This window comes from Halobacteriovorax sp. RZ-2, from assembly GCF_043196685.1.
Taxonomy (GTDB): Bacteria; Bdellovibrionota; Bacteriovoracia; order Bacteriovoracales; family Bacteriovoracaceae; genus Halobacteriovorax_A.
The window spans coordinates 140,057-161,084 of the sequence record NZ_JBEBMR010000001.1 but is presented as its reverse complement, the minus strand read 5'-3'; the positions used below and the strand labels follow the sequence as shown (position 1 = coordinate 161,084).

Below are 21,028 nucleotides of genomic sequence, written 5' to 3'. Positions count from 1 at the left end.
TTTCTTTGCTAGAAGGCGCTATAAATTAAGTCTTTCTTGATCGTTTTACACTTTTTATATGTGCGATATCGACCATTTATCGTTGAGCGCTGATCATGATCAACAACTTTAATTAAGCGACATGCTTTGATTTTCTTTTTGAACATATCTCTTGATTCATCGTAGTCAAAATCTAGATTATCTCCCATTTCTTTTTTACTTATACTGAACAGCTCATGCTTCCTGTTGGCCTTAATTGAGGCAACAAATTCAATGCCCGATCCTTTACGATAAGCATTCTCGATAATCTCGTCTGGAGAAATTGTATTTCTTCCTAGGATATAACTTGTTGGCCATCTCTTGTGTCCATAAGCATGGTAAGGAACCTCTGAACATACAACCTTATCAAGAGTTGTGACATCAAAGTTAAAGTCATACTTCTTACCAAGTTGCTCAAGTGCAACCTTTGTCACCATCTCACGATTCCACTTATTTTCTAGGATTCCTTTTTCACGAATAATTGTGATCTCATCAATCTCTAAAAAGTCTTCAAGAGACACAAGGCGACTACCTGGACGAATGGACTCGACAATTGTTTTGCCTCGGCGAATCTCTTTATGATACTTCTTAATGAATGGAGTATTCCATAGTCCTGCAAGCTTTAGTTTTTCTTCTGTACCAAGGTAGATGGCGATATGACCAAAGTGACCAGGGATAAAGAAGTCTGTTGCTGCAAAAGGTGTTTTTTCTGCAATAATATCCAGTGGCCTTAGTACTGTCTCAAGGTAGTCAAAAGCTCTCTCGTTATCATACATATGACCATGGCGAAAACGTAGTTTACCAACAAGGTTTCCAAATAGTCCTGAGATGAAATTTGTCGTACGATTGAAGATCTCAACAAACCAATCACCAATGCTATAGAACTCAATAACTGGAAGTCTTTTATCAAGTAGGTGTTTTTCGATCTGAAACTTTTCAACAAGAACGACACCTCTTGTTAGATCAGGATTTAACAACTTAAGGTAGTAGTAATGATATTCTAGAAAGTTTCTTAGATCTGATTGTAGTTCTTCATTGAATTTTTTACTCTTTGCAATCTTTGTGAACTGCTTAAGAATCTCAACTTGTTTTTCGTTGTCGAGAACTTTAATGATCTCTTTTGTCACTTCTTTGATCGTTTTATTCTTGTAAAAAATATCGTGAGTCACTAAGTAGAGATTCACGTAATTAAGTTTTGCAAGTAGGTTTGTTACCTTGATTTGGGCAAACTCAAGCTCTGAGTATGAACGGGCATTACTTAAGTCCTTTATCGTATAAAGGCTGGATTTTTCCATGATTAGTGCAGCTGTATTCATGAGGTTACCAATAATTGATAAGTCTGCACCTCGGATTGGTTTTTTATCAACAGATTGTCGATAGATTAATCGACTATAGTTTTCTGTCACACTCACAAGATCATTACTTGCATTGATAAGTTTCTCAAGTTCACGAATATTGTAACCTAGCTTTGATGGGTCATAGCTTGTGTCATTTATTCTTTCTTGAATTTCATTTATCTGAGTCATTGTCGAATGAAATAATTTATTGTCTGCTTTACTCTGTGCGTTTGCGTAAAATACGTTCACAGTTAAGAGGAAAATGGCGATAATTTGTTTCATTGATAAGTCCTAATTTCTGAATTCTTTCGCCACATTATGCCATTCTAGGTACTTAGCGTGTTGTAAATTGTAAAATTTTTAACTTTGTCTATTCTTTAGTGGGTCAAACTATGTTAAAAGGAATGTATATTTAAGCACTTAGAATGAACCGAAGGGAAAAGTATGATATCGATCAAGTCGAAACGCGAAATTGAATTAATGAGAGCTACGTCGAAGTTAGCGGCATCAACTCTTGAGTATATTGAACCATTCGTAAAGCCAGGTGTGAGCACTGAGGAATTAAATACTCTTTGTCATGAATATATTATTAAAAATGGTGCTTATCCATCACCATTAAATTATCACGGTTTTCCAAAGTCAGTTTGTACTTCACTCAATGAAGTTGTTTGTCATGGAATTCCAAGTACAAAAGATGTTCTTAAAGATGGTGATATTCTAAATATCGACGTCACAACATATTTAAATAAATTCCACGGTGATACTAATAAGACTTTCCTAGTTGGTAATGTTTCTGATGAAGTTAAGAAGCTTGTTGATGTAACTTATCAATGTATGATGGAAGGGATTAAGCAAGTTCGCCCAGGTGGCCATATTGGTGATATCGGTGCTTCAATTATGGAGATCGCACACGATCACGGTTACGGTATCGTTGAAGATTATTGTGGCCACGGTATTGGACGTGAGTTCCATGAGGATCCTCAAGTTGTTCACGTAGGAAAAAGAGGTAAGGGCGCAGAGATGAAGCCTGGTATGACTTTTACAATTGAGCCAATGATCAACCTTGGAACAAAGGACTGTAAAGTTCTTAAAGATGGTTGGACAGTTCTGACAAAAGATAAGAAGTGGTCGGCGCAATTTGAGCACACGATCCTAGTTACAGAAGGTGGCTTTGAGATTCTAACTCTTAGAAGTTATGAGGTTCATCCTTAATAGTGAATACGAGCCTAATTGCACCAGATTTAAAAATTACTAATCCATGCCGAGTTGAGCTTAGATTCTCTAAGCTCAATGAAGTGCGTGAGTACTTTGTTGAAAGTGATGATAGCTCTTTAAAAGAGCTCATTATGAATATTCTTGAACGAGCAAAGAGTTCTAAATCACAATTATTATTTGAAATTGAAGATGCTCTTGCACAAAATTCAGGCCAGTCTCTAGAGCTTTTTAGCTTATTTAGAGAAGTACTAAATTATTTCTCTCCAAACCAACTAATGGCCATTGATACAGAAAATACGCTGTGTCGTTGCTTTGGTGTGAGTCGCAGTGAAGTTGCTGCACTTATTGAAAGGGGAGCAAGTGATCCTTTAACGATTACAAACCTATCCAAAGCCGCTGGTGGTTGTGGGTCTTGTCTTTCAGATATCATTCCAATGTTTAAAACAAGTCGCGAGGAAAAAGTTATTCCTGCTGTGACTTTCAATGGCTTTAAAAAAGATATGGTGGCAGGCAAAAGGCCATATCAATTCCTATTAGAAGATATTTATCCTTTAGCAGAGAAGCTTGGAGGAATTAGTATCGAGGGACTTATTGGACACCACCTTTATATTATTGGTGACGAAGAGGCCGCGAGTTCTCAAGAGTTTGTTTCTCATATAACGGCGCAGGACTCTGAGTTAAGTATTTTCTTTATTTAGTTTTTTTACACTTCTTTAATATTGCATCAATATTTTCTAGAGAATCATAAATCTTTAATAGGGATTCTTTTGAACCTTTTAGAGTTGAAAGACTTACTTCTCCTTCAAGATAACGATAGCGAGCATAGAACTCTTTTAGACCTGGAATATTCTGTTCAAGACAGTCTGCGCTACTTGCTTGCACCTGTATTTTTGCAAGATACTCCATTAGGATCTTTATCGATTTCAAACGAAATTCATTATAAGTCGACATGGAATATTGAACACCAATCCCACCGTCTTCTTCTTTAAAATCAAAGATATTTCTTTGGCCTGTTGTCAGGGCCTTTAGAAGTTTCAGAGTCGGTGACTTACTTGGATCAGAACAAAACTTATTGTAATAACCTTTTGAGAATTGAGGGTTACCAACAGAAGAGATCTCATTGATCATAATTTGATTTAAGTGATAGCGTGGCCCCGTATCGTGCCTCTTAGCATAGTAGCTTTCTTCTTGTCCTAGACATAGCAATATCGTCTTTGCCTGGGCCGGAAGAGTGATCATAAAATTAACAATAAAAATTAATAATGGGTATTTCATTCGTTCTAACTGTGTTAAATTATTAGTATCAATTTATTTTACTTTAAGTATGGATGGAAAACTAGGGTAAGTTTTGAAAGAGATGGGATTAATTGACCATTTAGAAGAGTTGCGCTCTGCACTTATTAAGATACTAATCATTATTTTAGTATCTTTTGTGGTTTGTTACGCCTATGGTGACCTCATCCAGGAGATTCTGCTAAGGCCTCTTAGAAATGCTTTAGGTGACTCTGGTGGGGGCAAGGTTGTCTACCTTGGACTTCTTGATAAGGTACTTTCTCAATTTCAGGTAGCATTTTACTCAAGTGTTATTCTTTCTTGTCCTTTATGGTTTTACCAGGTTTGGAAGTTTATTTCTCCTGGACTCTACGATCATGAAAAGAAGGCCGTTAAGCCTTTCCTCATCATTGGTCTCTTTCTTTTTGCCACTGGTGTAAGCTTTGGCTACTTCATTGTCTTTCCCCTTACATTTGAAACACTAATGGGATTTGGGGTACAAAATGTTGAGGCAACAATTGGCCTAAAGGATTATCTGGTTCTTTCAAGCAAGGTCCTCGTTTTTCTAGGGCTTATTTTTCAACTACCAAATGTTCTTCTTATTCTCGGTTTTATGGGAATTGTAACAAAGCAGTCCCTAGCAAAAATGAGACGCTATGTTTACGTTGGTTTTGCGCTGGTCTCTGCGATGCTGACTCCTCCTGATGTGATTACAATGATGGGACTTTGGGTTCCTCTTGTTGCTCTTTTTGAGTTAGGTATCTTGGCCGTTGCGTTAATTGTTCACCCATATCTTTCTCGTCATCACATGAAATAGACGGTATGATTTCTTTATGAAATCACTACTAAAGAAACACGTATTATTAAGTTTAATTTTTGGCGTCTGCCTTTCATGGTTTTTTGCAACTGTCTTCATCGACTTCATTGCAGCTCCTAGTATCTTTCGAAATGTTAGCTCTTTAAAAGAAGCAGGAACTCTAGGTGGAATCATCTTCACTTCATTTAATATCATTGAAATGATCTTTGCCGTGCTACTTATCATCGCTACATTTCTCTATAAGAAAAAAGGTAAGGCGTCTGTTGTTATGAAGTTCATCGCTGTAACAACTCTTGTTCTTGCTATCGTGTATACGACTAAGCTTTCTCCTGGGATTCGTGACTCTCAGATTGCAAAATCAAACTATGCTCATACTGATGAAGAGTATCAAGTCTTTGAAGATAAACTAAGAGGTTATCATAAGCTCTATGTTCGCCTCGATAGCTATAAGCTTCTGGCCCTTTTAACAATGTGTGGGGTCTCGCTAACAAGTCTAATGCGTTTAGAAAGCAAAGAAGGTGAGGCGTGATTCTAGTAACTGGTGGCGCTGGTTTTATTGGAAGCGTTCTCGTTGCAAAGCTTAATGAGCTTGGACGTGATGATATTATTATCGTTGATCGCTTTGATCACAATGAGAAGTGGAAGAACTTAAAAGGCGTAAAGTACGCCGAGTATTTTCACGCTGATGAGTTCATCGATATTCAATTAGAGGAAGTCCATAAGCAAATCTCTTGCATCTATCATATGGGGGCCTGTTCATCGACAACTGAAATGGATATGGACTATTTAATGACTAATAATGTTGGTCATTCAAAATTCTATTTTGACTTGGCCTGTGATTTAAATATCCCTTATATCTATGCTTCTTCTGCTGCTACCTATGGTGATGGTGAGCTTGGCTATGAAGATAAAGAAGAGGAAGTTGGAAAACTTCGTCCACTAAATCCTTATGGATATTCAAAACAATTATTTGATGAGTGGGTTCTAAATCAGACTGATCGTCCAAAGCATTGGTTTGGATTAAAATTCTTCAATGTCTATGGGCCTAACGAGTACCACAAAGAAGAAATGCGCTCTCTTGTTCATAAGGCCTTTGAACAAATCAATGAAGTAGGCAAGGTAAAACTCTTTAAGTCTCATAAAGAAGGTTATGAGGATGGAAAGCAGCTTCGCGATTTCGTCTATGTTAAGGATGTGGTCAATGCGATGATTGAATTATCTGAGAAGGAGATGGCCAAGCACTCAGGTATTTACAATATCGGAACTGGACGAGCAGACAGTTTCCTTAATCTAGTTAATCAAACATTCATTGCTATGGGACGAGAGCCTAATGTCGAATTCATCGATATGCCAATGCATCTACGTAATCAATACCAATACTATACGCAAGCAGATATGGATAAGTTTAGAAAGGTTCTTCCAAACTTTGAGTTTCGTATTGTTGATGAGGGTGTTGCCGACTATGTTAAGAATCACCTGATGAAGGGGAATCCATATGTCGAAAAACTCTAAAGAGTCTGGATTTGAAGCAATTCTTGAGGCCATCTCTTTAATGAATAAGGAAGAGAAGGAAACCTTAATTTCAAATATTACGAAAATGGATTTTGATTTAGCGGATAAGTTACGTGCGAGTATGTACCGCTTAAAAGATCTACAATTTATTACACCACAAATGATGAGTGAGTTCTTAAGGGAAGTTAAAACGCAAACCTTAGCTAATGCGTTGAAGCTTGAAAAAGAAGAGGATCGTAATGGGATTCTTGCAAAGCTTCCTAAGAGTATTCGTGAAGATATTCTTTTCTTTATCCAGAAAAAAGTTCCAAAGTCTCAGGCCCTAGAGGCCCATCAGGAAGTTATGCTAATCTATTCAAAGATGATTGATGATGAACGTCTGATTATCTCGCGAGACGATAAACTTGTATAAAATCTTGTAAACTCAACGAAAATTGAGGACTGGTGCGTTCTGACAGTGCCAATACTGGCCTTAAAAAGTCAGTCTGGCACCAAAATCCTCCCTTGCACCACCTAATTCCATAAAATTTATCCGAATAACCGACTAAAAAGTTGGCACGGGCATTGCTTTATAAATAGCAGAGAAAGGAATCTCTCTAAAGTTATCAGGAAGAAGACTTTAGGTATGACGTGAAGGACTACTAATTTTTAGATTGAATGGAGATACTATGAACAATGAACAAAAAGAACATTTCAAAAACTTATTCATTAATCTTAAAAATCAGCTGGTCAGTGCAACAGGAAGTGTCGAGCAAGTACTAACTAACCAGACCAGTGGTGACATTATCGACCAAACTTCAAATGAAAGAGATGCTCAACTAAAACTTAAGCTCATGGGAAGAGACAAATTCCTACTGAACAAAGTTAATCGTGCTCTTGAAAAAATCGCAAGCGGTACTTTCGGAGAGTGTGAAGAGTGTGGAGATGAAATCTCAATCAAAAGACTTCATGCAAGACCAATCGCAACTTGTTGCATCTCTTGTAAAGAAGAGCTTGAAAGAGAAGAGAACTCTCGTACATATGAAAAGCGATCTCATACAAATGGAAATGCAATGAGCGCACATAATAAGAACGTAGCTTTTAAGCATGCCGATGGAATGGATGAAAATACAAATGTTGTCTCAATCGAAACTTTCGCAAGAAGCTTTGATGAGAAGAATGCAGCATTTTAAAAGATAACTTTAAGCAAAGGATATATATAAAAAAGGCCAGTTTTAAACTGGCCTTTTTTTATTTGAAAAATTATTTTGTTAGAACTACATAAAGAAGAATATCTGCTTCTTCATTAGTTAATTCGTCACCAGAAGAAATCTCACCAGCTTCTTCTAGCTCGTATCTAATAAGATCTCTAATTGAATCAAGAGTATCTTGATCTTCTCTTTCAATCGCTCTTTCTACTTCTTCACGATTTAGATTATTAATTGCTCTTGCCGTAACTTGTAGGGAAGAAACACTTGCTGCAAATGAAATTTGAAATCCTAGAGTTGCGACCATCTCAGTATATAAACCAGCTGCATAAACCCAACCAGTTGTGATCATTGAACTAGTGTCTAAGCTATCTCTAGTCGTTTCAATGGCATTGGCCGAGTTAGTAATTGTTAATGCCATTAAAATTGTTAAAGTAAGTTTTTTCATATTGTCCCTCAAATTTATTCTTCAGATTCGTTTGGTATATAAAGTGCTACGTTGATAAGTTGATCAACATCTTCATCAGATAGCTGGTCAAGGCTTTCAATTTGTCCGCCCGCTTTTAAATCTTCTCTTACCATCTCTCTTAGAGAGTCGATAATATCGATATCGCGTCTTTCAATAGCACGCTCAATTTCTTCTCTGTTGTAAATTCCTAGAGATTCTTGTGTCATCTGAACTGCCTCAGATGGATTAAATACTGCAAGTGAAGCTAGAAATGTTGCATGAGTTACTGATCCTACTGCTTGGATTGCTAGTCCGATTGGGGCCACTGTGAAAGCTGTCGCAACAGATGTTGATGGCATATCTTCATTCATTAGACTTGGCATTGCTTGCACATTACCTGCAAACGTTACTAAAGCAGCAGCTGTAAGAAGTATTCTCTTCATAAATTCGTCCTCTCTTCGTCTTCGTCTTTTTGTTTGGCCAATATATACGAAAAAGGCCCCGAAAAGGGGCCTTTTGAAATATATATATAGTAATTTTTATTTTTTAAAGATCAGAAAATGCGATCCTCAATACTTATAGGCCATATGTATAACTAGTATCTGTATTAAAATTTGCACCAGTTGTATTGGCCCCAGTAAAGTCTGTCTCGTAGAGGTTTGCACCAGTAAAGTCAGCGTCCTGTAAGAGTGCTTTATTAAATAGAGCATATTCAAGGCTTGCACCTTTAAAAGAAACGCCAATAAGGTTTAGATTAGAAAAGATTAAGTCGTCTAATTTGGAATTATCAAAACTTGCTTTCCCTGAGATATACCAATTGGCACCATTGATATAACGAGAAGCACTTAAATCTGAGTTATTAATCTCAAAACTCGAAAATTCGGCACCATTAAAGTCCACACGGTGTAAGATTGAGCCCTTAATCTCAAGTGATTCAAAGCTTGTATTTGTAAGGTTGGCGTCACTTAAATTAACATCATTAAACTCAATATTCTTAAGAATAGCTCCACTAAAATCAACATTCTTTAGGCTTGAATTCCTAAAACTAGAATGTTGAATATGAGAATTTGCAAAGTTAAGTCCATCTAATTGTGAATCACTAATATTTAATGTCGCGTAGTGTAGCGGTCCTGTGATTGCATCAAGGCCGTAAACATCTTTCAAAGTTGACTGAGTGATCTCAAGATCGACACTTGCTCCGTAGAGGCTGGTGTAGATCATCTTCGAGTTATAAATTTTAGTATTGATGAAAGTAGCACCATCAAATAGTGTGTTTGTTAAATTAGAACTATTAAACTCAGACTTATAAATATGGGCATTTCCAAGTCTGGCGTCAGTTAGGTTTACATCAACGAAATTCGACTCTCTAATACTTGTCTTACTAAGTTCTGAATTGATAAAGCTTGTGTTATTAAAGGTTGCCTGAATTGTTCCTTCAATTGTCGTATTGTCAAAGATTGAGTTTTTTATCTCAGTCTTAATTGAATTTCCGATATTTGTACCCTTAAATTTAACGAAGCTAAAGTCAGCTCTTTCAATTTTTCCAGTAATTGTTCCACCGTTAAATGAAGCATTAATGAAGAGTGAATTACTAACCTTAAGCCCTTTGAAGTCACCATGGAAGTTGGCGTTATTCATATTGACATTGGAAAGGGTGAGATCACTCGTTCCATAAGTTGTTTTACCGATATTTTGAGCACCGACAAAACTTGCCTTATCAAAAATGAGGTTACTAAAAGAGACTCCGTAGAAATCGACTCCTGAAAATTCGTTATTATAGAATTTCGTATCCTCTGAGAATTTGACTCTCTGGAGATTGGCAGAGTTAAATGTTGAGTTTGATAGGTCGGCCTTTCTAAGTGTCATTGCTTTAAGACTTGCACCATTGAAATTTGATGATGTTAGAGTTGAATTCTCACTCGTAGTAGCATTTGACAGGTTTGAGTTTTCAAATTCTGAGTTCTTGATTGTTACCTTACCTAAATTAGCTTTTTCAAAATTCGCGTTATCTAAATTAGACTTAATTGAGTCAAACGACTTCGTAGAAAAATCTTCAAATTTTGAATTACTTAGGTTGGAGTTTTTAATACTAATTTTACTAACAAATTGATTTGAAAAATTACAGCTCTTGCAAGATGATCCATCGAAGCTAATAGAGCTGTTAAATGTGCCATTTGGGCCAGGGGTGAAGTTTGAACCGTCAAGTGTCGTTTTAGTGAATGAGTAATTATAAACTGCATTTGAAAAGTCGATACTATCTGCATTGATATCATTAAATATAATATCTCCAGGATTTCTTCCCTTGATCTTAAAATCTTCAAGTTTTCTAACCTGGAAAAATCCTAGTTGTGATATCTTGTCATCTATGAACTCATTGGATGTAACTTCACTCATCTTATCAATTTTAAGTAGGCTAATGCGGTTGTTTTGAAACCTATTCCTATAAAGGAGACCATTAGAAAGGAAGGTTGATTCGAATATATTCTTATTAAAATTTGAATGTTGAATATTTGTCGAGTTAGCTTTTGTATTTGAAAAATTACTATTACTTATATCGACTGATATTAGTTTTAGCCTACTGAATATAATGTTTTCAAATGTTGAATCTTCGATTTTTGTATTATCGATTTCCAGCCCTAAGATATGATTAGAGCATCCTCCATATTTCTCTGAGAATTTACTGCCTGTGATATTGCTATCTTTAATCGTGTTGATACCTTTTCCGTTGTCACACCCTCTATTTAAAATATTTATTCTATTGATTGTGGCATCAGTAAGATTATTTGTATGAAATTGTCTTCTAAAAGTAACTTCATTTAGGTTGTTATATGAAAATTTAACGTTTGAAACATTCGTTTCAAAAATAACGTTCTTAAAGCTTGTCCCATTGAATTCGACATTTGATATCCCTTCAGACTGCTTGAAAGTCTTACTTTGAAAAGTCGTATCACCAAATTTTGAGCCAGTGATGTCTTTTGAGTAGATATCGAGCTTATTGTACGGAGCTGAATTTAAGTCTATAGAAGTGAAGTCAAAGCATTGATAATGTTCTAGTTCCTTCATCTCTTCATATGAGCTAACTTGATTAAGCCCTGTTTTTCCACCTCTCGAGAATGTACATTCTTTATTTTTATCATCCCAGCTGGAGTATTTAGAAGTAGAGTCAGAACTAGAATTATCCCTAGGAGGATCAGGAAGGTGAATTGTCCAACCTGTTGCCTTTTCTCTGTCAGAACTAGAAGTAGGGGCAAAGTTTTTTATACATTCTAGAGTTTGTTCAAGTGTATCTGCATGGCAATAACCACCACTTACTTTTGAGGCAAGTTCCTTCATGTAGATACTATTTTCATGACCTATTTGAACTAAGTCGATGCAATGGCAGGTACTCCTAACATAACTTGAATTACTATTTGTATTCTTCATTCTCCATTCGAAGTTTACATATAATTCTCCATCTTGTTTATGGTAAGTTGAATCATCGACTATTGCTATGAAGTTGGTGCATTCTGGTATTTGTTTAAACACATTAAAATCGTCATAATAATCGGAACCTAGACCATTAAATATATGACTATTTTCCCAGATTCTTGGTTCTTTTCCAGTTTTTGGATTTCTATAATCTTCTAAATTCTGTCGTATGAGCTTTCTTTGTTCTATTTCCCCAAGAGGATGATTTCCTTTCGAGGGATGACCATAGAGGTTGGGCATGTGATGTTCATATAAAAAGATCAAGTCTTTGTTAGTATTATCTTTACAACTTCTAGCATAAGACTCTGTTTGAAGTGCTAAAAGCATCAATATCGTTGTGATTAAAATTTTCATAAGCTTAAGATACCTTAAAAGTGCCTAGATTCGATTGGCCCTTGTATAAATTACAATAATATATGTTTTTAATGCACTATTTAATAACATGTAAGAAATCAAACATTAACTAGGTTATTTTATGAAAGGTCTTTTTGCGTTTATCGCATTCGCTCTATTACTACTTCCACTATCAGGAAATGCTAAATCAATTGAGGAAAATCAGGTACTTGAAGAGCATACTTCTGCAATTTCAAGTGTTGCGATTAGTCCCAGCGGTAAATATATTGCAACGACTGACCGTGGTGGACGAATGTTAATAAGAAAAGATGGTGAGTTATTTTTTGATAATACATTAGAAGTAGAGATTACTGATTTAAGTTTTATAAGTGAAGATCAATTCTTAATGTCTACAAGGAATGGTATTGTTGCACGTATTAATCTATCTGATTTTACTGATAAAAAAAGCTATAATATATCTGATAATTCATTACTTAAATCGACAGTTTATGAATCTTATTTTGTAACCGTTGATCGTCTAGGTAGTATTTTCTTTGTGGATACTAATAACGACGAATCTGGTGCCATTACAGAATATAGTAATATCGGTGTTAGAAGTGCCGATATTTTTTCTAAAGGTGCTCTAAATGTTCTATTAGGTACGAGAGATGGAAGAGTCATCGTTAGAGACCTAACAAGTACAGATGTTCTCGTAGACAAAAAACTTGATGGATTTGCAATTGCACAGGTTGGTTTTAGTAAAAATGGAAATTATATTTTTGTTACTGACCGCTCTGGTCAAGTTAAAGTATACAACGATGATTTAAGTAATTTAGTTTTCGAGCATAATTTTAATACTCAAGTTCATGCACTTATTATTCAAAACTCTTCTTTAACCCTTGCAACGGGTAAGAAGATTCATAAAATAAACTTATTAAATAAGTCTCAAAGTGAGTATGAACTAGAGCTTGGGCAAGTAACCGATATGGCCCTAAATGCTTCTGGTACAAAAATTGTTCTTGGTCGTCGTGATAGCAAAGTATCACTTATTACATTCAAAGAAATTGTAACTAATTCAAGGGATATTCCACTATTTAATGCGATTTGCACAGGGAGTATAGACGCTGTTAAATCTCTAATAAACGGTAGTGCAGATGTGCATATGTATGACAATGTTGGCAATACTGCATTGTTAAAAGCTGCGCAATGTATTCCACAATCTGAAACCAACCTTAGATTAGAATTGTTTAAATTACTTGTTGAAAATGATGTATTAATCGAGCGTATAAATCGTAAAGGTTATAATGTTTATGAATTTGTAAATACTGCTGAAAAAGAGTTCTTAGAAGCAAGACAACTTGAACTAAACCGTGCTCTTTCTCAATATTCACAAGAAGGAGATATTAGTAAAGTCCGTTCCCTCTTAGCAAAGGGTGCAAATATAAACTATGTGGATATCTTTGAACGCACTCCTTTGATGTACGCTGCCGAGTCTAATAATATCAATTTAGTAAAACTATTACTTAGCGACTCTAATTTAAATATTGGTCAAGAAAATGGTCTGTCTCAAACAGTTGATGATCTTATTAAAGATGAAGAAGTAGAAATTATTTTAAATACATATACTGAAAAGATGGCCAAGGGGTTTGAGTTAATGGCCAAAGGTCTTTATGAAAATGACCTTAATGCATTAAAAGAAGCTGTCGAAATATACAATATCAACCCTCTTTTAATGGACACTGTTTTTGTAAAATTATTTATTGAGGAAGAAGAGAATCAATCTTTTACTTCTTATGCTGCGATGAATGGATTTAGTGAAGTTCTTGATTATTACTTTGCACACGGTGGTTTAATCTCTAACCCTAATAATAATTATTTTATTAATTCTGCAAGATATGCATTAGACGTTGAAACACTTAGGGTTTATTTGAAGTATGGAGCCGATTTAGAACTTACAAAGTCACAATGCTCTAATACATTTTCGCTTGTTGCAAGTAATGGAAGCCTAGAAGATTTAAAAGTTTTATTCGAAGAATTTGGTTTTCGAGAAATAGTGTCTCACTGTAAAGGTTCTGAAACAATTTTAAATAGGATTATTAAAAGGGGTGACACCAGTATTTTAAGATGGGCAATCAATGATGCCAAATTTGATCTTAACTATTCATTAAATGGTGTTTCTCCTATTTCGATGGCAATAAGTGAAGGACTTACTTCTTATGCGATTGCTTTAAAGAATAGTGGCGCCAAGCTAACTAAGTTTGAAGCCTATTCATCTCTTCGTTTACATGAAGGGGAGATTGTTGGTGGCAAGGCCATGGTAAATTTTCTAAAAAGAGAATTCGGCTTTAATGAAACTGGAGATGGTGACGAGTTAAGAGCACTTTTAACTGCAATTCGCGAAGGGAATACTGACATGGCGCTGGCCTTAGTTGATATTGGCGTGAAGCTAAAACAGCCAGAGACGACGAAGTGGGAACAGCCCATTTCTCTTATTGTAAAATTAAAGAATGAAGAACTCTTAAGAAAATATATTGAGAAGTATAGTTTATTTGAGCAATTTCTTACTAAGTATAAGGTTTCTGCCGCACAAGTCGCTGCTGCATATGACTCTATTGATTGGTTAATGGATGTGGCGCCTCATGCAGGTGATTATGAAGAGACTATAAAACCATCATTAATTGGAAAGTTTAATCTTGTACAGATTGTCTGTCTTTTAAATGACAATGTGAAAGCTCTAGAACGCTTTGCTGACCCAGGATACGCGAATCCTTATAGTAAAGGATATGGCTTTTACAGAGAAGCACCAAATTGTTTTGAAAGAGTGAAGAGAGATTATGAGAGTATAAAGAAACTTAGAGAAATGGTAAGACCGGAATCAAATGAGACAGAGTCGAGTGTATCAAATCTTTACTCCAGCTTACTTACTGAGTCCGATTTTAACTTTAGCTACTTTAAACTCGACGATCAATCATTCTCATTTCTAGTTGCTAAAAAAGGCTGGCACGATCTTTATGAAAGATTAAGAGGTGGAGCAGATTACTTTGAAGCTGTCTTTGCAGGCCTCAAAAAGAATATTAAATTCTTAGATAATCTCTTAGCTAATAATTATCATATTGAATACGCTGAAAAAATTGATGAAGAGTTTGGATATCGTTATGATTATAAATATTCTCATAAGGTATATTCAGGTATTTTAGAACACTTTGTTAATTCCCTTAAGAAAAGAAATCTTTTTATTCCAGATGTCTATTTACTTAGGTCCGTTGAGTATTTTTCATATCGAGATGAGGCATCTCTTTATTTAGAATATGCAGAAAAATTTGCTGATTATGTTGCAAAAAGAGGTAGTGATCATATTAAAGCACTTTATGTGAAATATCTTCCTATTCCTACGTTGATTGATTTATTTAAGCGAAACTCCTTCGAGAGACTCAATATTAAGAACATTTCAAGCGATAGAATCACGAAAGATGATGTTTATGAGAGATTTAAGGAGATTTCTGATCCTGTTGTTCGAGAAGAATTTCTATTAATGGTTATAAAAGCAAATGATTCATTGAGATTCTCTGATTTCATTTCTGAAGCAATATTTAATAGCTTTTTAACGATGAAAAAATTTAGCGTTAATAATCTAAATCTTATTAGTTCTTATTATCAGGGTGATAACAAAGGTAAAGTGAATGGCTATTTTTTATCAAGGTTTATTAAAGAAGGTAATATAACTGCTTTAAAAGAGTTAATTGCAATAGGCCTTGATCTAGACTATGACTACTTTGCTGCTTGGGAAACTTTACTTATGAGTGCTGCACGAGAAGGAAATAAAGAAGTTGCGAAGTTTCTCTTAGACTCAGGAGCGGATAAGAATAAGAAGAATAGAAATAAAGACAAAGCATGGCAAATTGCTAAAGAGCATGGCCATAAGGATTTAGCAAAATTTATAAGATGGTATTAATTGATAGAAGAAGGCCAGCTGTAAAGCTGGCCTTTTTTATTAGTTGATATGGTTTGATAATTCGCTAATCAGGTCCTGTGAGCGTTTCACAAAGAGGTCGCGCTCTTCTGGTTTTAGGCCTTCGCTAGAGATTCCAGCTAGGTCTTCAACGTGCTGACATAGCTTCTTTGCCAGGTCTTCATTCTTACCACTTGCGTGGATCTTGAATGCACTTTGAACTAGTGGGTTCGATGTATTTACAACAAGGGTTTTCTTGATAGGGAATTGGTGATCACCACCCATTGACTGAGTCATTTGAGCAAAACGCTTCATTGACTCATCAACTTTGAAGTATGCAGGTGTTTGAGCGTTGGCCATGCGACCAATTTCAAGGCCTTTGCTTGCCGGTGCTTCACCTTCTTTTTCTTCAAGTTTGATATCGAGGAATTTTGCAAACATCTCTTTAACTTTTATATCGTCTTCAGACGTTGATTCATTTCCTAGAAGGTTTTCAATTTCTGAGTCAACACTTACAAATTTGATTTCAACTTCTTCTTCACCTTTTTTGAATTTCTTCATCTCTGAGTGTTGAATAAAGTGTGGATCAATATGGTTGTCTGTTTCAAGCGCCCAAATTCCAGCTTCTTTAAGTTGAGCTAGAAGTGATTGGTTGGCAGCATCCTTTTCAAAGTATAGGATTTTTCCTGCCATCTTCTCTGTATACTCTGCTGGTACTGATTCAAGGTATTCGTTAAGTGTAACGAATTTTCCTTCGTTCGTTTTGAAGAGGGCGCGCTCGCGCATGATTGCATCAAATTTTTCATCTGATACACAGCCGTATTTTACGAATAGGCCAATATCATTCCAGATGCTCTCATACTTTGCTCTATCTTTCTTGTTAAGAAGCTTAAGTGCTTCTGCAACTTTTTTCACAATATAGTTTGAGATCTTTCTTACGTTTGGATCACCTTGTAGAGAAGAGCGTGAAACATTTAGTGGAATATCATGTGAGTCAATTGCACCTTTTAGAAGTCCTAAGAATTCAGGAATAATATTCTTTACGTTATCAGATACAAATACCTGACGGCAGTAGAGGCGAATATTCTTATCACCAACTGGCTTCATTGGATTGTACTTAGGGAAGAAGAGAATACCATTTAAAGTAAATGGGTGATCAACATTTAGGTGAATCCAAAATAATGGTTCGCCGTCCATTGGAAATAGCTTGCGATAAAGACCTTTGTAATCTTCATCTGTTAATTCTTTTGGATCACGCTTCCAAATTGGGTTAGTGTCGTTAATGATTATTGGTTCAACGTCTTTACCTTTGTCATCACCATCTTGGATCTTCTCATTTACATCGCGAAGAGAAATTTCGTATGGCATGAAATCACAGTGATTAGAAAGAGTTTCATTAAGTTTCCACTTGTTTAGAAATTCTTCTGATTCACCATTTACGTGAAGAGTGATTGTTGTCCCAACTTCTTTCTTATCTGAGTCTGTAAAAGTGTATTCAGTGTCTCCTTCACAAGTCCATTTTGTGGCCTTTGAACCTTCTGTCATTGAAAGTGAGTCAACTTCAACTTTGTCTGCGACCATGAAAGCAGAGTAGAAGCCAAGTCCGAATTTCCCGATGATATCCTTATTTGATTCACCGCCAGCATCTTCCATCTTTTTGATAAACTCTTCTGCTCCAGAGAAGGCAAGTTGAGCGATATACTTTTCAACCTCTTCTTCAGTCATCCCAATCCCGTTATCTGTTACGGTAATTGTCTTTGCTTCTTTATCAACGGCCACAGAGATTTTTCCAGTAGGGTTCTCTGCTCCTGTTTGGCGAGCTAGAGTTGATCTCTTCGTGATAGCATCACTTCCATTGGCAATTAGCTCGCGGATGAAAATATCATGCTCTGAGTAAAGCCATTTCTTAATAATTGGAAAAATGTCACTTGTAGCAACGGAAATCTGTCCTGTGCGATTAGTCATCGATACTCCTTCATATATAATCAAGTAGATAATTGTCTTATGCTTCAAAGATGGGAGCTAAAGTGTCTACGTCAAGGGTGGAGAGTAAAAAATTTACTTAAATTCTTAAAATCATTGAAAAAATTAGGTATAAGATAGGAATTCATAATTTATAGAGAGGAAAGCACATGGAAAACCATGTTCAAGATATACAATTAATTTCAACAGGTGGAACAATCGAGAAGTCGTATAGTGAAAGTGACGGCTCTTTAAAGAATCGCGACTCTTTTATTCGCCAGACTATTATTGACCGCTTAAGGCTTCCATACACTAAGCTGCATATTACAAATATCATCAATAAAGACTCTCTGTACTTTACAGACTATGACCGTCAGGTGCTGCTAAAGACAATTAAGGCACAGTTGGAGAAAAATATTCCACTTATCGTTCTTCACGGAACTGATACCATGGCAAAGTCTGCTAAATTTGTTTACGACGCTCTAGACGGTGCAAAGGACCTTCAGGTGCCGATTATTTTTACTGGGGCGATGAAGCCTATGGGTTTTGTTGATAGCGATGCCTTTCAAAATGTTACAGAAAGTCTATATGCTGCTAAAATAGCAGATGCAGGTATTTATATTTCTTTTCACGGTCAATTATTTAAGGTTCCGGGTGTGAGAAAGAATCATGCGAAACGAACTTTTGAGTATATTGAAGACTAGATCAAAGGGGGATGCAAATGGATATGCATCATGAAGAGGAAACAATTGAAGTAAGTAAGGACTTTTCTTTTATTGATTCAATGTATGAATCAGTAAGTGCAATGAAGGGGAACCTTGCTCACTATCTACCACTATTTTTTCTATCATTTGCGATTAAGGCCTACGGCCTTGCATATTTTAATGCCCAAGATGATATGACAGTTATTACTGTCGCCGCAGTAAATGTCTTTGGGACAATTATTCAGTCAGTCTTTATTTTAAATTTCTTTTTCTTTGCTTTTGAGAAATTACAATATCGAGTTTCAAAAGTTCTCTGGGATATTCCAACGTATATGTTCTATGGCTTTTTAACATCTCTTTTAATGATATTAGGGGTGGCCTTCTTTATTATTCCATTTTTCTACGTGGCCTACTTCTATAGTTTCGTGGCCATGACGGCGATTCTCTTTGATAAAGAAGGGGAGTCTAATTTTGCCATTACAAAGAAGAAAGTCTCAACACTTGGGGGAACATACCTCTTTTATCTGGTGATGGTCTTCATTATTTCTGGGATCTCTCAGGTCGTTACAAATTATGCTCCTGGAGCAGGAATTACTATTGAATTAATCTACGTAATTTGTCTGTTACTGACTCTTATCCAAGATGTCCTAACAGGGGTTATTGTTTCTTTATTTAGAAAGGCCTAATTCTTTCCACAAACACTCAAAATTGCACATATTTAAGGCAGCTGATTTACGATCTAATTCGTAAATTCAGCTCCTTAGCGCTTCATCGGCATATTTTTCAAGTTCAGGGTTAATATTTACTTAGGGTTAACTTAATTTTCGCTCAATTCGATAAGTGGAGTGAAGATTATTAACTTAAGGCCTAATAAATGATGAAGAATGTCTTAGTCTACCTATTCACACTTTCACTTTTTGTTTCTTGTATGGAGCAGCCTCGCTCTGTGCGCGATATTGTGGATAATCCATCTGAAGGTGTTGGAAGCGGTGATAATGGGAATGGCGGTTCATCAGGAGGGAATAATGCTACAGACGGCGATAATGAAGTCGTAACAAGTATTCCTGAATCGACGGCCGTTGAAATCACACAAATCATTGATCCAAATACAGGGTCTTTTAAAAAGAAAGTATCGATCCCTAAAGACTTTAGAGGAAAGCTTCACTTAACAGGTTTAAATATTTCCTCACTAAAGAATCGTGTTGTTAAAGGACGTTTCTACTTTGGCCGTGAGAGAACACCAATTGTTCTAGACGGAGTTGTTGGACAAGTTCCAGGATCTGGTATTACTGAGTTTTCAACAATTAACGTTATCACATTTGATTTAGCAGATAAGAAGTTTAACGATATCAGACTTCTTTATGATCTATTTGACTACAATGATTATGACAATGATACGGCCGAAGATATTGAAGGTGATGCAACAAATGCAGGTCTTTACTGTCGTGGCCTTCGTTTAGAAGATGATCCAACTTTTACATCTTCAATTAGTCACCCATACTGTAATCAAGCAGGGGATGTATGTCTTTACTCTTATGCAAAGATTAAAGATCAAACTCTTTGGTATGACGAAATTGTTAATGCAGAAACTGTTTCAAAAACAAATACTCCTGTCTTTGAGCAAATTGATATTGAAGGTAATCTTCTTGCAAATGAATCATTAGAAACAAATCTTTATAAGTGTCTTCCTGATAAGAAAGATTCGGCGATGTTTCAAAGCCTCTTTGGTGTAAATCACCCAGCGGCCGTAGGAACAGCTCTGGCCCTAGGTGGTGGAGCCTATGATTACCGAGGTCCATATCGTATTCACAACGAAGACGAATGGGAAATTAAAGGGGCAGCAGTTTATCAGTCGGGAACGACTCCAAGTGCAATCTTTAAAGCGCCTCTAGCTGGTGCGGCAGACTTTACAAATATTGCATCAGGTACTCAGGCATACCTTTTCCCACGTGCAGGTAAGATTAATTATCAAACAACTGGAATTCAATACCTAGGTTCTCAATCACCATTTGCGAACCGTTCGGTTCAAACATTAAATGCGGCCGGTGATACGTACTATATGGATGGTTGTAATATTAGAGCTAAGAATTATAACGCCTCTACGGGGGAGACCGTTTCAAGTTGTAATGTTACTGGAACAATTGAACTGTTTACAATGGAAGATGGTTTTGAAGTTCAGATTGCAGAAACGAAAGAAATTAAATTACAACTTCTAAAGACTGGTCTTGGTGCTAAAGAGGGTTACGACTTCAATTCACTTAAGTCATGTAGTGCAAATCGTGAATGTGGATCAGGAGAGTGTTGTTTTAATAATCGCTGTTTTTCTCGCTCAATTGTAGGGCAGTGTAGTGATGATTTTGATTCATCTGGAAACCTTCCAACTGGAAATAGTTGTGGTTCAGACTTTGACTGTGCTTCACTTTGTTGTGATGGAACGACAAATACATGTCGTGATCATATTAATAATGACTTTGAACAAGTTCTTTGTTCAAAAGTTCCAAACCAGAGTTGTGTCTCGAAAGAGTTCTGTCGTATCGAATACGTTAGACAGTGTTACCTCATTCGCGTCAACGACCCGAATAACGCTCTTTCTTGTGAGAAGAGATGTTACTCTGTTCCAACTTTTGGCGATTGTGTAAATGGTCTTTGTAAGCCACCAATTACACCTCAAGAGCCAGCGACTCCAACGACGCCTGCAGATTGTTCAGGTGAGGATGTTCTGGATTCACCGCCATTTAACTTGAGTGACCTGTAGCGATCGTTTGTATCCTTATACGGTTGCTCAAGCCTGCGGACTTTTCTATAA

17 protein-coding genes are annotated in these 21,028 nt (G+C 36.1%); 11 read left to right on the top strand and 6 right to left on the bottom strand.

Annotated elements, in window-relative coordinates; translation table 11 throughout:
• Positions 1 to 8: 8 nt before the first annotated feature.
• Positions 9 to 1,637 carry a YiiX/YebB-like N1pC/P60 family cysteine hydrolase gene (locus ABMA78_RS00720; protein ID WP_392856059.1) on the bottom strand — a complete coding sequence of 543 codons (1,629 nt, stop codon included), beginning with the start codon at positions 1,635 to 1,637 and terminating at the stop codon, positions 9 to 11.
• 162 nt (positions 1,638 to 1,799) lie between these two features.
• On the opposite strand from ABMA78_RS00720, the gene map reads away from it, so the two are divergent.
• Together map and ABMA78_RS00710 are read left to right on the top strand one after the other, a co-directional pair.
• Positions 1,800 to 2,567 (top strand): type I methionyl aminopeptidase, encoded by a 768-nt coding sequence (map, locus tag ABMA78_RS00715; protein ID WP_392856057.1) that lies wholly within the window; start codon positions 1,800 to 1,802, stop codon positions 2,565 to 2,567.
• 2 nt (positions 2,568 to 2,569) lie between these two features.
• On the top strand, positions 2,570 to 3,268 hold the full coding sequence (locus tag ABMA78_RS00710) for a (2Fe-2S)-binding protein (RefSeq protein WP_392856055.1): 699 nt from the start codon (positions 2,570 to 2,572) through the stop codon (positions 3,266 to 3,268).
• Here ABMA78_RS00710 and ABMA78_RS00705 read toward each other — a convergent pair.
• Positions 3,261 to 3,845: a hypothetical protein gene (locus ABMA78_RS00705; RefSeq protein ID WP_392856052.1), complete on the bottom strand. Its 585-nt coding sequence runs from the start codon at positions 3,843 to 3,845 to the stop codon at positions 3,261 to 3,263. The two genes, ABMA78_RS00710 and ABMA78_RS00705, sit on opposite strands and share 8 nt — an antisense overlap.
• An 82-nt stretch (positions 3,846 to 3,927) precedes the next feature.
• Here ABMA78_RS00705 and tatC point away from each other — a divergent pair, with 82 nt between their 5' ends.
• The 5 genes from tatC (at position 3,928) to ABMA78_RS00680 (ending at position 7,343) form a co-directional block, all read left to right on the top strand.
• Entirely contained in the window at positions 3,928 to 4,659 is a 732-nt protein-coding gene (tatC, locus tag ABMA78_RS00700; RefSeq protein WP_392858005.1) for a twin-arginine translocase subunit TatC, read from the top strand.
• A 16-nt stretch (positions 4,660 to 4,675) separates the two neighbouring features.
• Positions 4,676 to 5,188 carry a DUF4149 domain-containing protein gene (locus ABMA78_RS00695; protein WP_392856050.1) on the top strand — a complete coding sequence of 171 codons (513 nt, stop codon included), beginning with the start codon at positions 4,676 to 4,678 and terminating at the stop codon, positions 5,186 to 5,188.
• On the top strand, positions 5,185 to 6,171 hold the full coding sequence (rfaD, locus tag ABMA78_RS00690) for an ADP-glyceromanno-heptose 6-epimerase (RefSeq protein ID WP_392856047.1): 987 nt from the start codon (positions 5,185 to 5,187) through the stop codon (positions 6,169 to 6,171). The genes ABMA78_RS00695 and rfaD overlap by 4 nt, the downstream gene beginning before the upstream one ends.
• Complete coding sequence (locus tag ABMA78_RS00685) at positions 6,155 to 6,583, top strand: FliG C-terminal domain-containing protein (protein WP_392856046.1); 429 nt, start codon at positions 6,155 to 6,157, stop codon at positions 6,581 to 6,583. Before rfaD ends, ABMA78_RS00685 begins: the two co-directional genes overlap by 17 nt.
• A gap of 256 nt (positions 6,584 to 6,839) precedes the next feature.
• Positions 6,840 to 7,343, top strand: a complete 504-nt coding sequence (locus tag ABMA78_RS00680) for a TraR/DksA family transcriptional regulator (RefSeq protein WP_392856043.1) — start codon at positions 6,840 to 6,842, stop codon at positions 7,341 to 7,343.
• Between the two features lie 70 nt (positions 7,344 to 7,413).
• Here ABMA78_RS00680 and ABMA78_RS00675 read toward each other — a convergent pair whose 3' ends face one another.
• The 3 genes from ABMA78_RS00675 to ABMA78_RS00665 all read right to left on the bottom strand — a co-directional run bounded on the left by ABMA78_RS00675 (position 7,414) and on the right by ABMA78_RS00665 (position 11,628).
• On the bottom strand, positions 7,414 to 7,806 hold the full coding sequence (locus ABMA78_RS00675) for a hypothetical protein (RefSeq protein ID WP_392856041.1): 393 nt from the start codon (positions 7,804 to 7,806) through the stop codon (positions 7,414 to 7,416).
• Between the two features lie 14 nt (positions 7,807 to 7,820).
• Positions 7,821 to 8,249 (bottom strand): hypothetical protein, encoded by a 429-nt coding sequence (locus tag ABMA78_RS00670; RefSeq protein ID WP_392856038.1) that lies wholly within the window; start codon positions 8,247 to 8,249, stop codon positions 7,821 to 7,823.
• 133 nt (positions 8,250 to 8,382) lie between these two features.
• Complete coding sequence (locus tag ABMA78_RS00665) at positions 8,383 to 11,628, bottom strand: pentapeptide repeat-containing protein (RefSeq protein ID WP_392856037.1); 3,246 nt, start codon at positions 11,626 to 11,628, stop codon at positions 8,383 to 8,385.
• Between the two features lie 121 nt (positions 11,629 to 11,749).
• Here ABMA78_RS00665 and ABMA78_RS00660 point away from each other — a divergent pair, with 121 nt between their 5' ends.
• Positions 11,750 to 15,559, top strand: a complete 3,810-nt coding sequence (locus tag ABMA78_RS00660; protein ID WP_392856034.1) for an ankyrin repeat domain-containing protein — start codon at positions 11,750 to 11,752, stop codon at positions 15,557 to 15,559.
• 39 nt (positions 15,560 to 15,598) lie between these two features.
• Here ABMA78_RS00660 and htpG read toward each other — a convergent pair whose 3' ends face one another.
• On the bottom strand, positions 15,599 to 17,521 hold the full coding sequence (htpG, locus tag ABMA78_RS00655) for a molecular chaperone HtpG (RefSeq protein WP_392856031.1): 1,923 nt from the start codon (positions 17,519 to 17,521) through the stop codon (positions 15,599 to 15,601).
• A 167-nt stretch (positions 17,522 to 17,688) separates the two neighbouring features.
• Here htpG and ABMA78_RS00650 point away from each other — a divergent pair, with 167 nt between their 5' ends.
• The 3 genes from ABMA78_RS00650 to ABMA78_RS00640 all read left to right on the top strand — a co-directional run bounded on the left by ABMA78_RS00650 (position 17,689) and on the right by ABMA78_RS00640 (position 20,977).
• Positions 17,689 to 18,222 carry an asparaginase domain-containing protein gene (locus tag ABMA78_RS00650; protein ID WP_392856029.1) on the top strand — a complete coding sequence of 178 codons (534 nt, stop codon included), beginning with the start codon at positions 17,689 to 17,691 and terminating at the stop codon, positions 18,220 to 18,222.
• 17 nt (positions 18,223 to 18,239) lie between these two features.
• Positions 18,240 to 18,908, top strand: coding sequence for a hypothetical protein (locus ABMA78_RS00645; RefSeq protein ID WP_392856026.1), 669 nt, complete (start codon positions 18,240 to 18,242; stop codon positions 18,906 to 18,908).
• 188 nt (positions 18,909 to 19,096) lie between these two features.
• Positions 19,097 to 20,977, top strand: a complete 1,881-nt coding sequence (locus tag ABMA78_RS00640) for a hypothetical protein (protein WP_392856024.1) — start codon at positions 19,097 to 19,099, stop codon at positions 20,975 to 20,977.
• Positions 20,978 to 21,028: the final 51 nt, after the last annotated feature.

Bases quoted from the DNA above. Each gene is read 5' to 3' on its own strand.
- map (WP_392856057.1), top strand. From the start codon at position 1,800: ATGATATCGATCAAGTCGAAACGCGAAATTGAATTAATGAGAGCTACG.
- ABMA78_RS00675 (WP_392856041.1), bottom strand. From the start codon at position 7,806: ATGAAAAAACTTACTTTAACAATTTTAATGGCATTAACAATTACTAAC.
- ABMA78_RS00705 (WP_392856052.1), bottom strand. From the start codon at position 3,845: ATGAAATACCCATTATTAATTTTTATTGTTAATTTTATGATCACTCTT.
- ABMA78_RS00640 (WP_392856024.1), top strand. From the start codon at position 19,097: ATGATGAAGAATGTCTTAGTCTACCTATTCACACTTTCACTTTTTGTT.
- ABMA78_RS00695 (WP_392856050.1), top strand. From the start codon at position 4,676: ATGAAATCACTACTAAAGAAACACGTATTATTAAGTTTAATTTTTGGC.
- ABMA78_RS00685 (WP_392856046.1), top strand. From the start codon at position 6,155: ATGTCGAAAAACTCTAAAGAGTCTGGATTTGAAGCAATTCTTGAGGCC.
- tatC (WP_392858005.1), top strand. From the start codon at position 3,928: ATGGGATTAATTGACCATTTAGAAGAGTTGCGCTCTGCACTTATTAAG.
- ABMA78_RS00680 (WP_392856043.1), top strand. From the start codon at position 6,840: ATGAACAATGAACAAAAAGAACATTTCAAAAACTTATTCATTAATCTT.
- htpG (WP_392856031.1), bottom strand. From the start codon at position 17,521: ATGACTAATCGCACAGGACAGATTTCCGTTGCTACAAGTGACATTTTT.
- ABMA78_RS00670 (WP_392856038.1), bottom strand. From the start codon at position 8,249: ATGAAGAGAATACTTCTTACAGCTGCTGCTTTAGTAACGTTTGCAGGT.
- ABMA78_RS00650 (WP_392856029.1), top strand. From the start codon at position 17,689: ATGGAAAACCATGTTCAAGATATACAATTAATTTCAACAGGTGGAACA.
- ABMA78_RS00645 (WP_392856026.1), top strand. From the start codon at position 18,240: ATGGATATGCATCATGAAGAGGAAACAATTGAAGTAAGTAAGGACTTT.
- ABMA78_RS00660 (WP_392856034.1), top strand. From the start codon at position 11,750: ATGAAAGGTCTTTTTGCGTTTATCGCATTCGCTCTATTACTACTTCCA.
- ABMA78_RS00665 (WP_392856037.1), bottom strand. From the start codon at position 11,628: ATGAAAATTTTAATCACAACGATATTGATGCTTTTAGCACTTCAAACA.
- ABMA78_RS00720 (WP_392856059.1), bottom strand. From the start codon at position 1,637: ATGAAACAAATTATCGCCATTTTCCTCTTAACTGTGAACGTATTTTAC.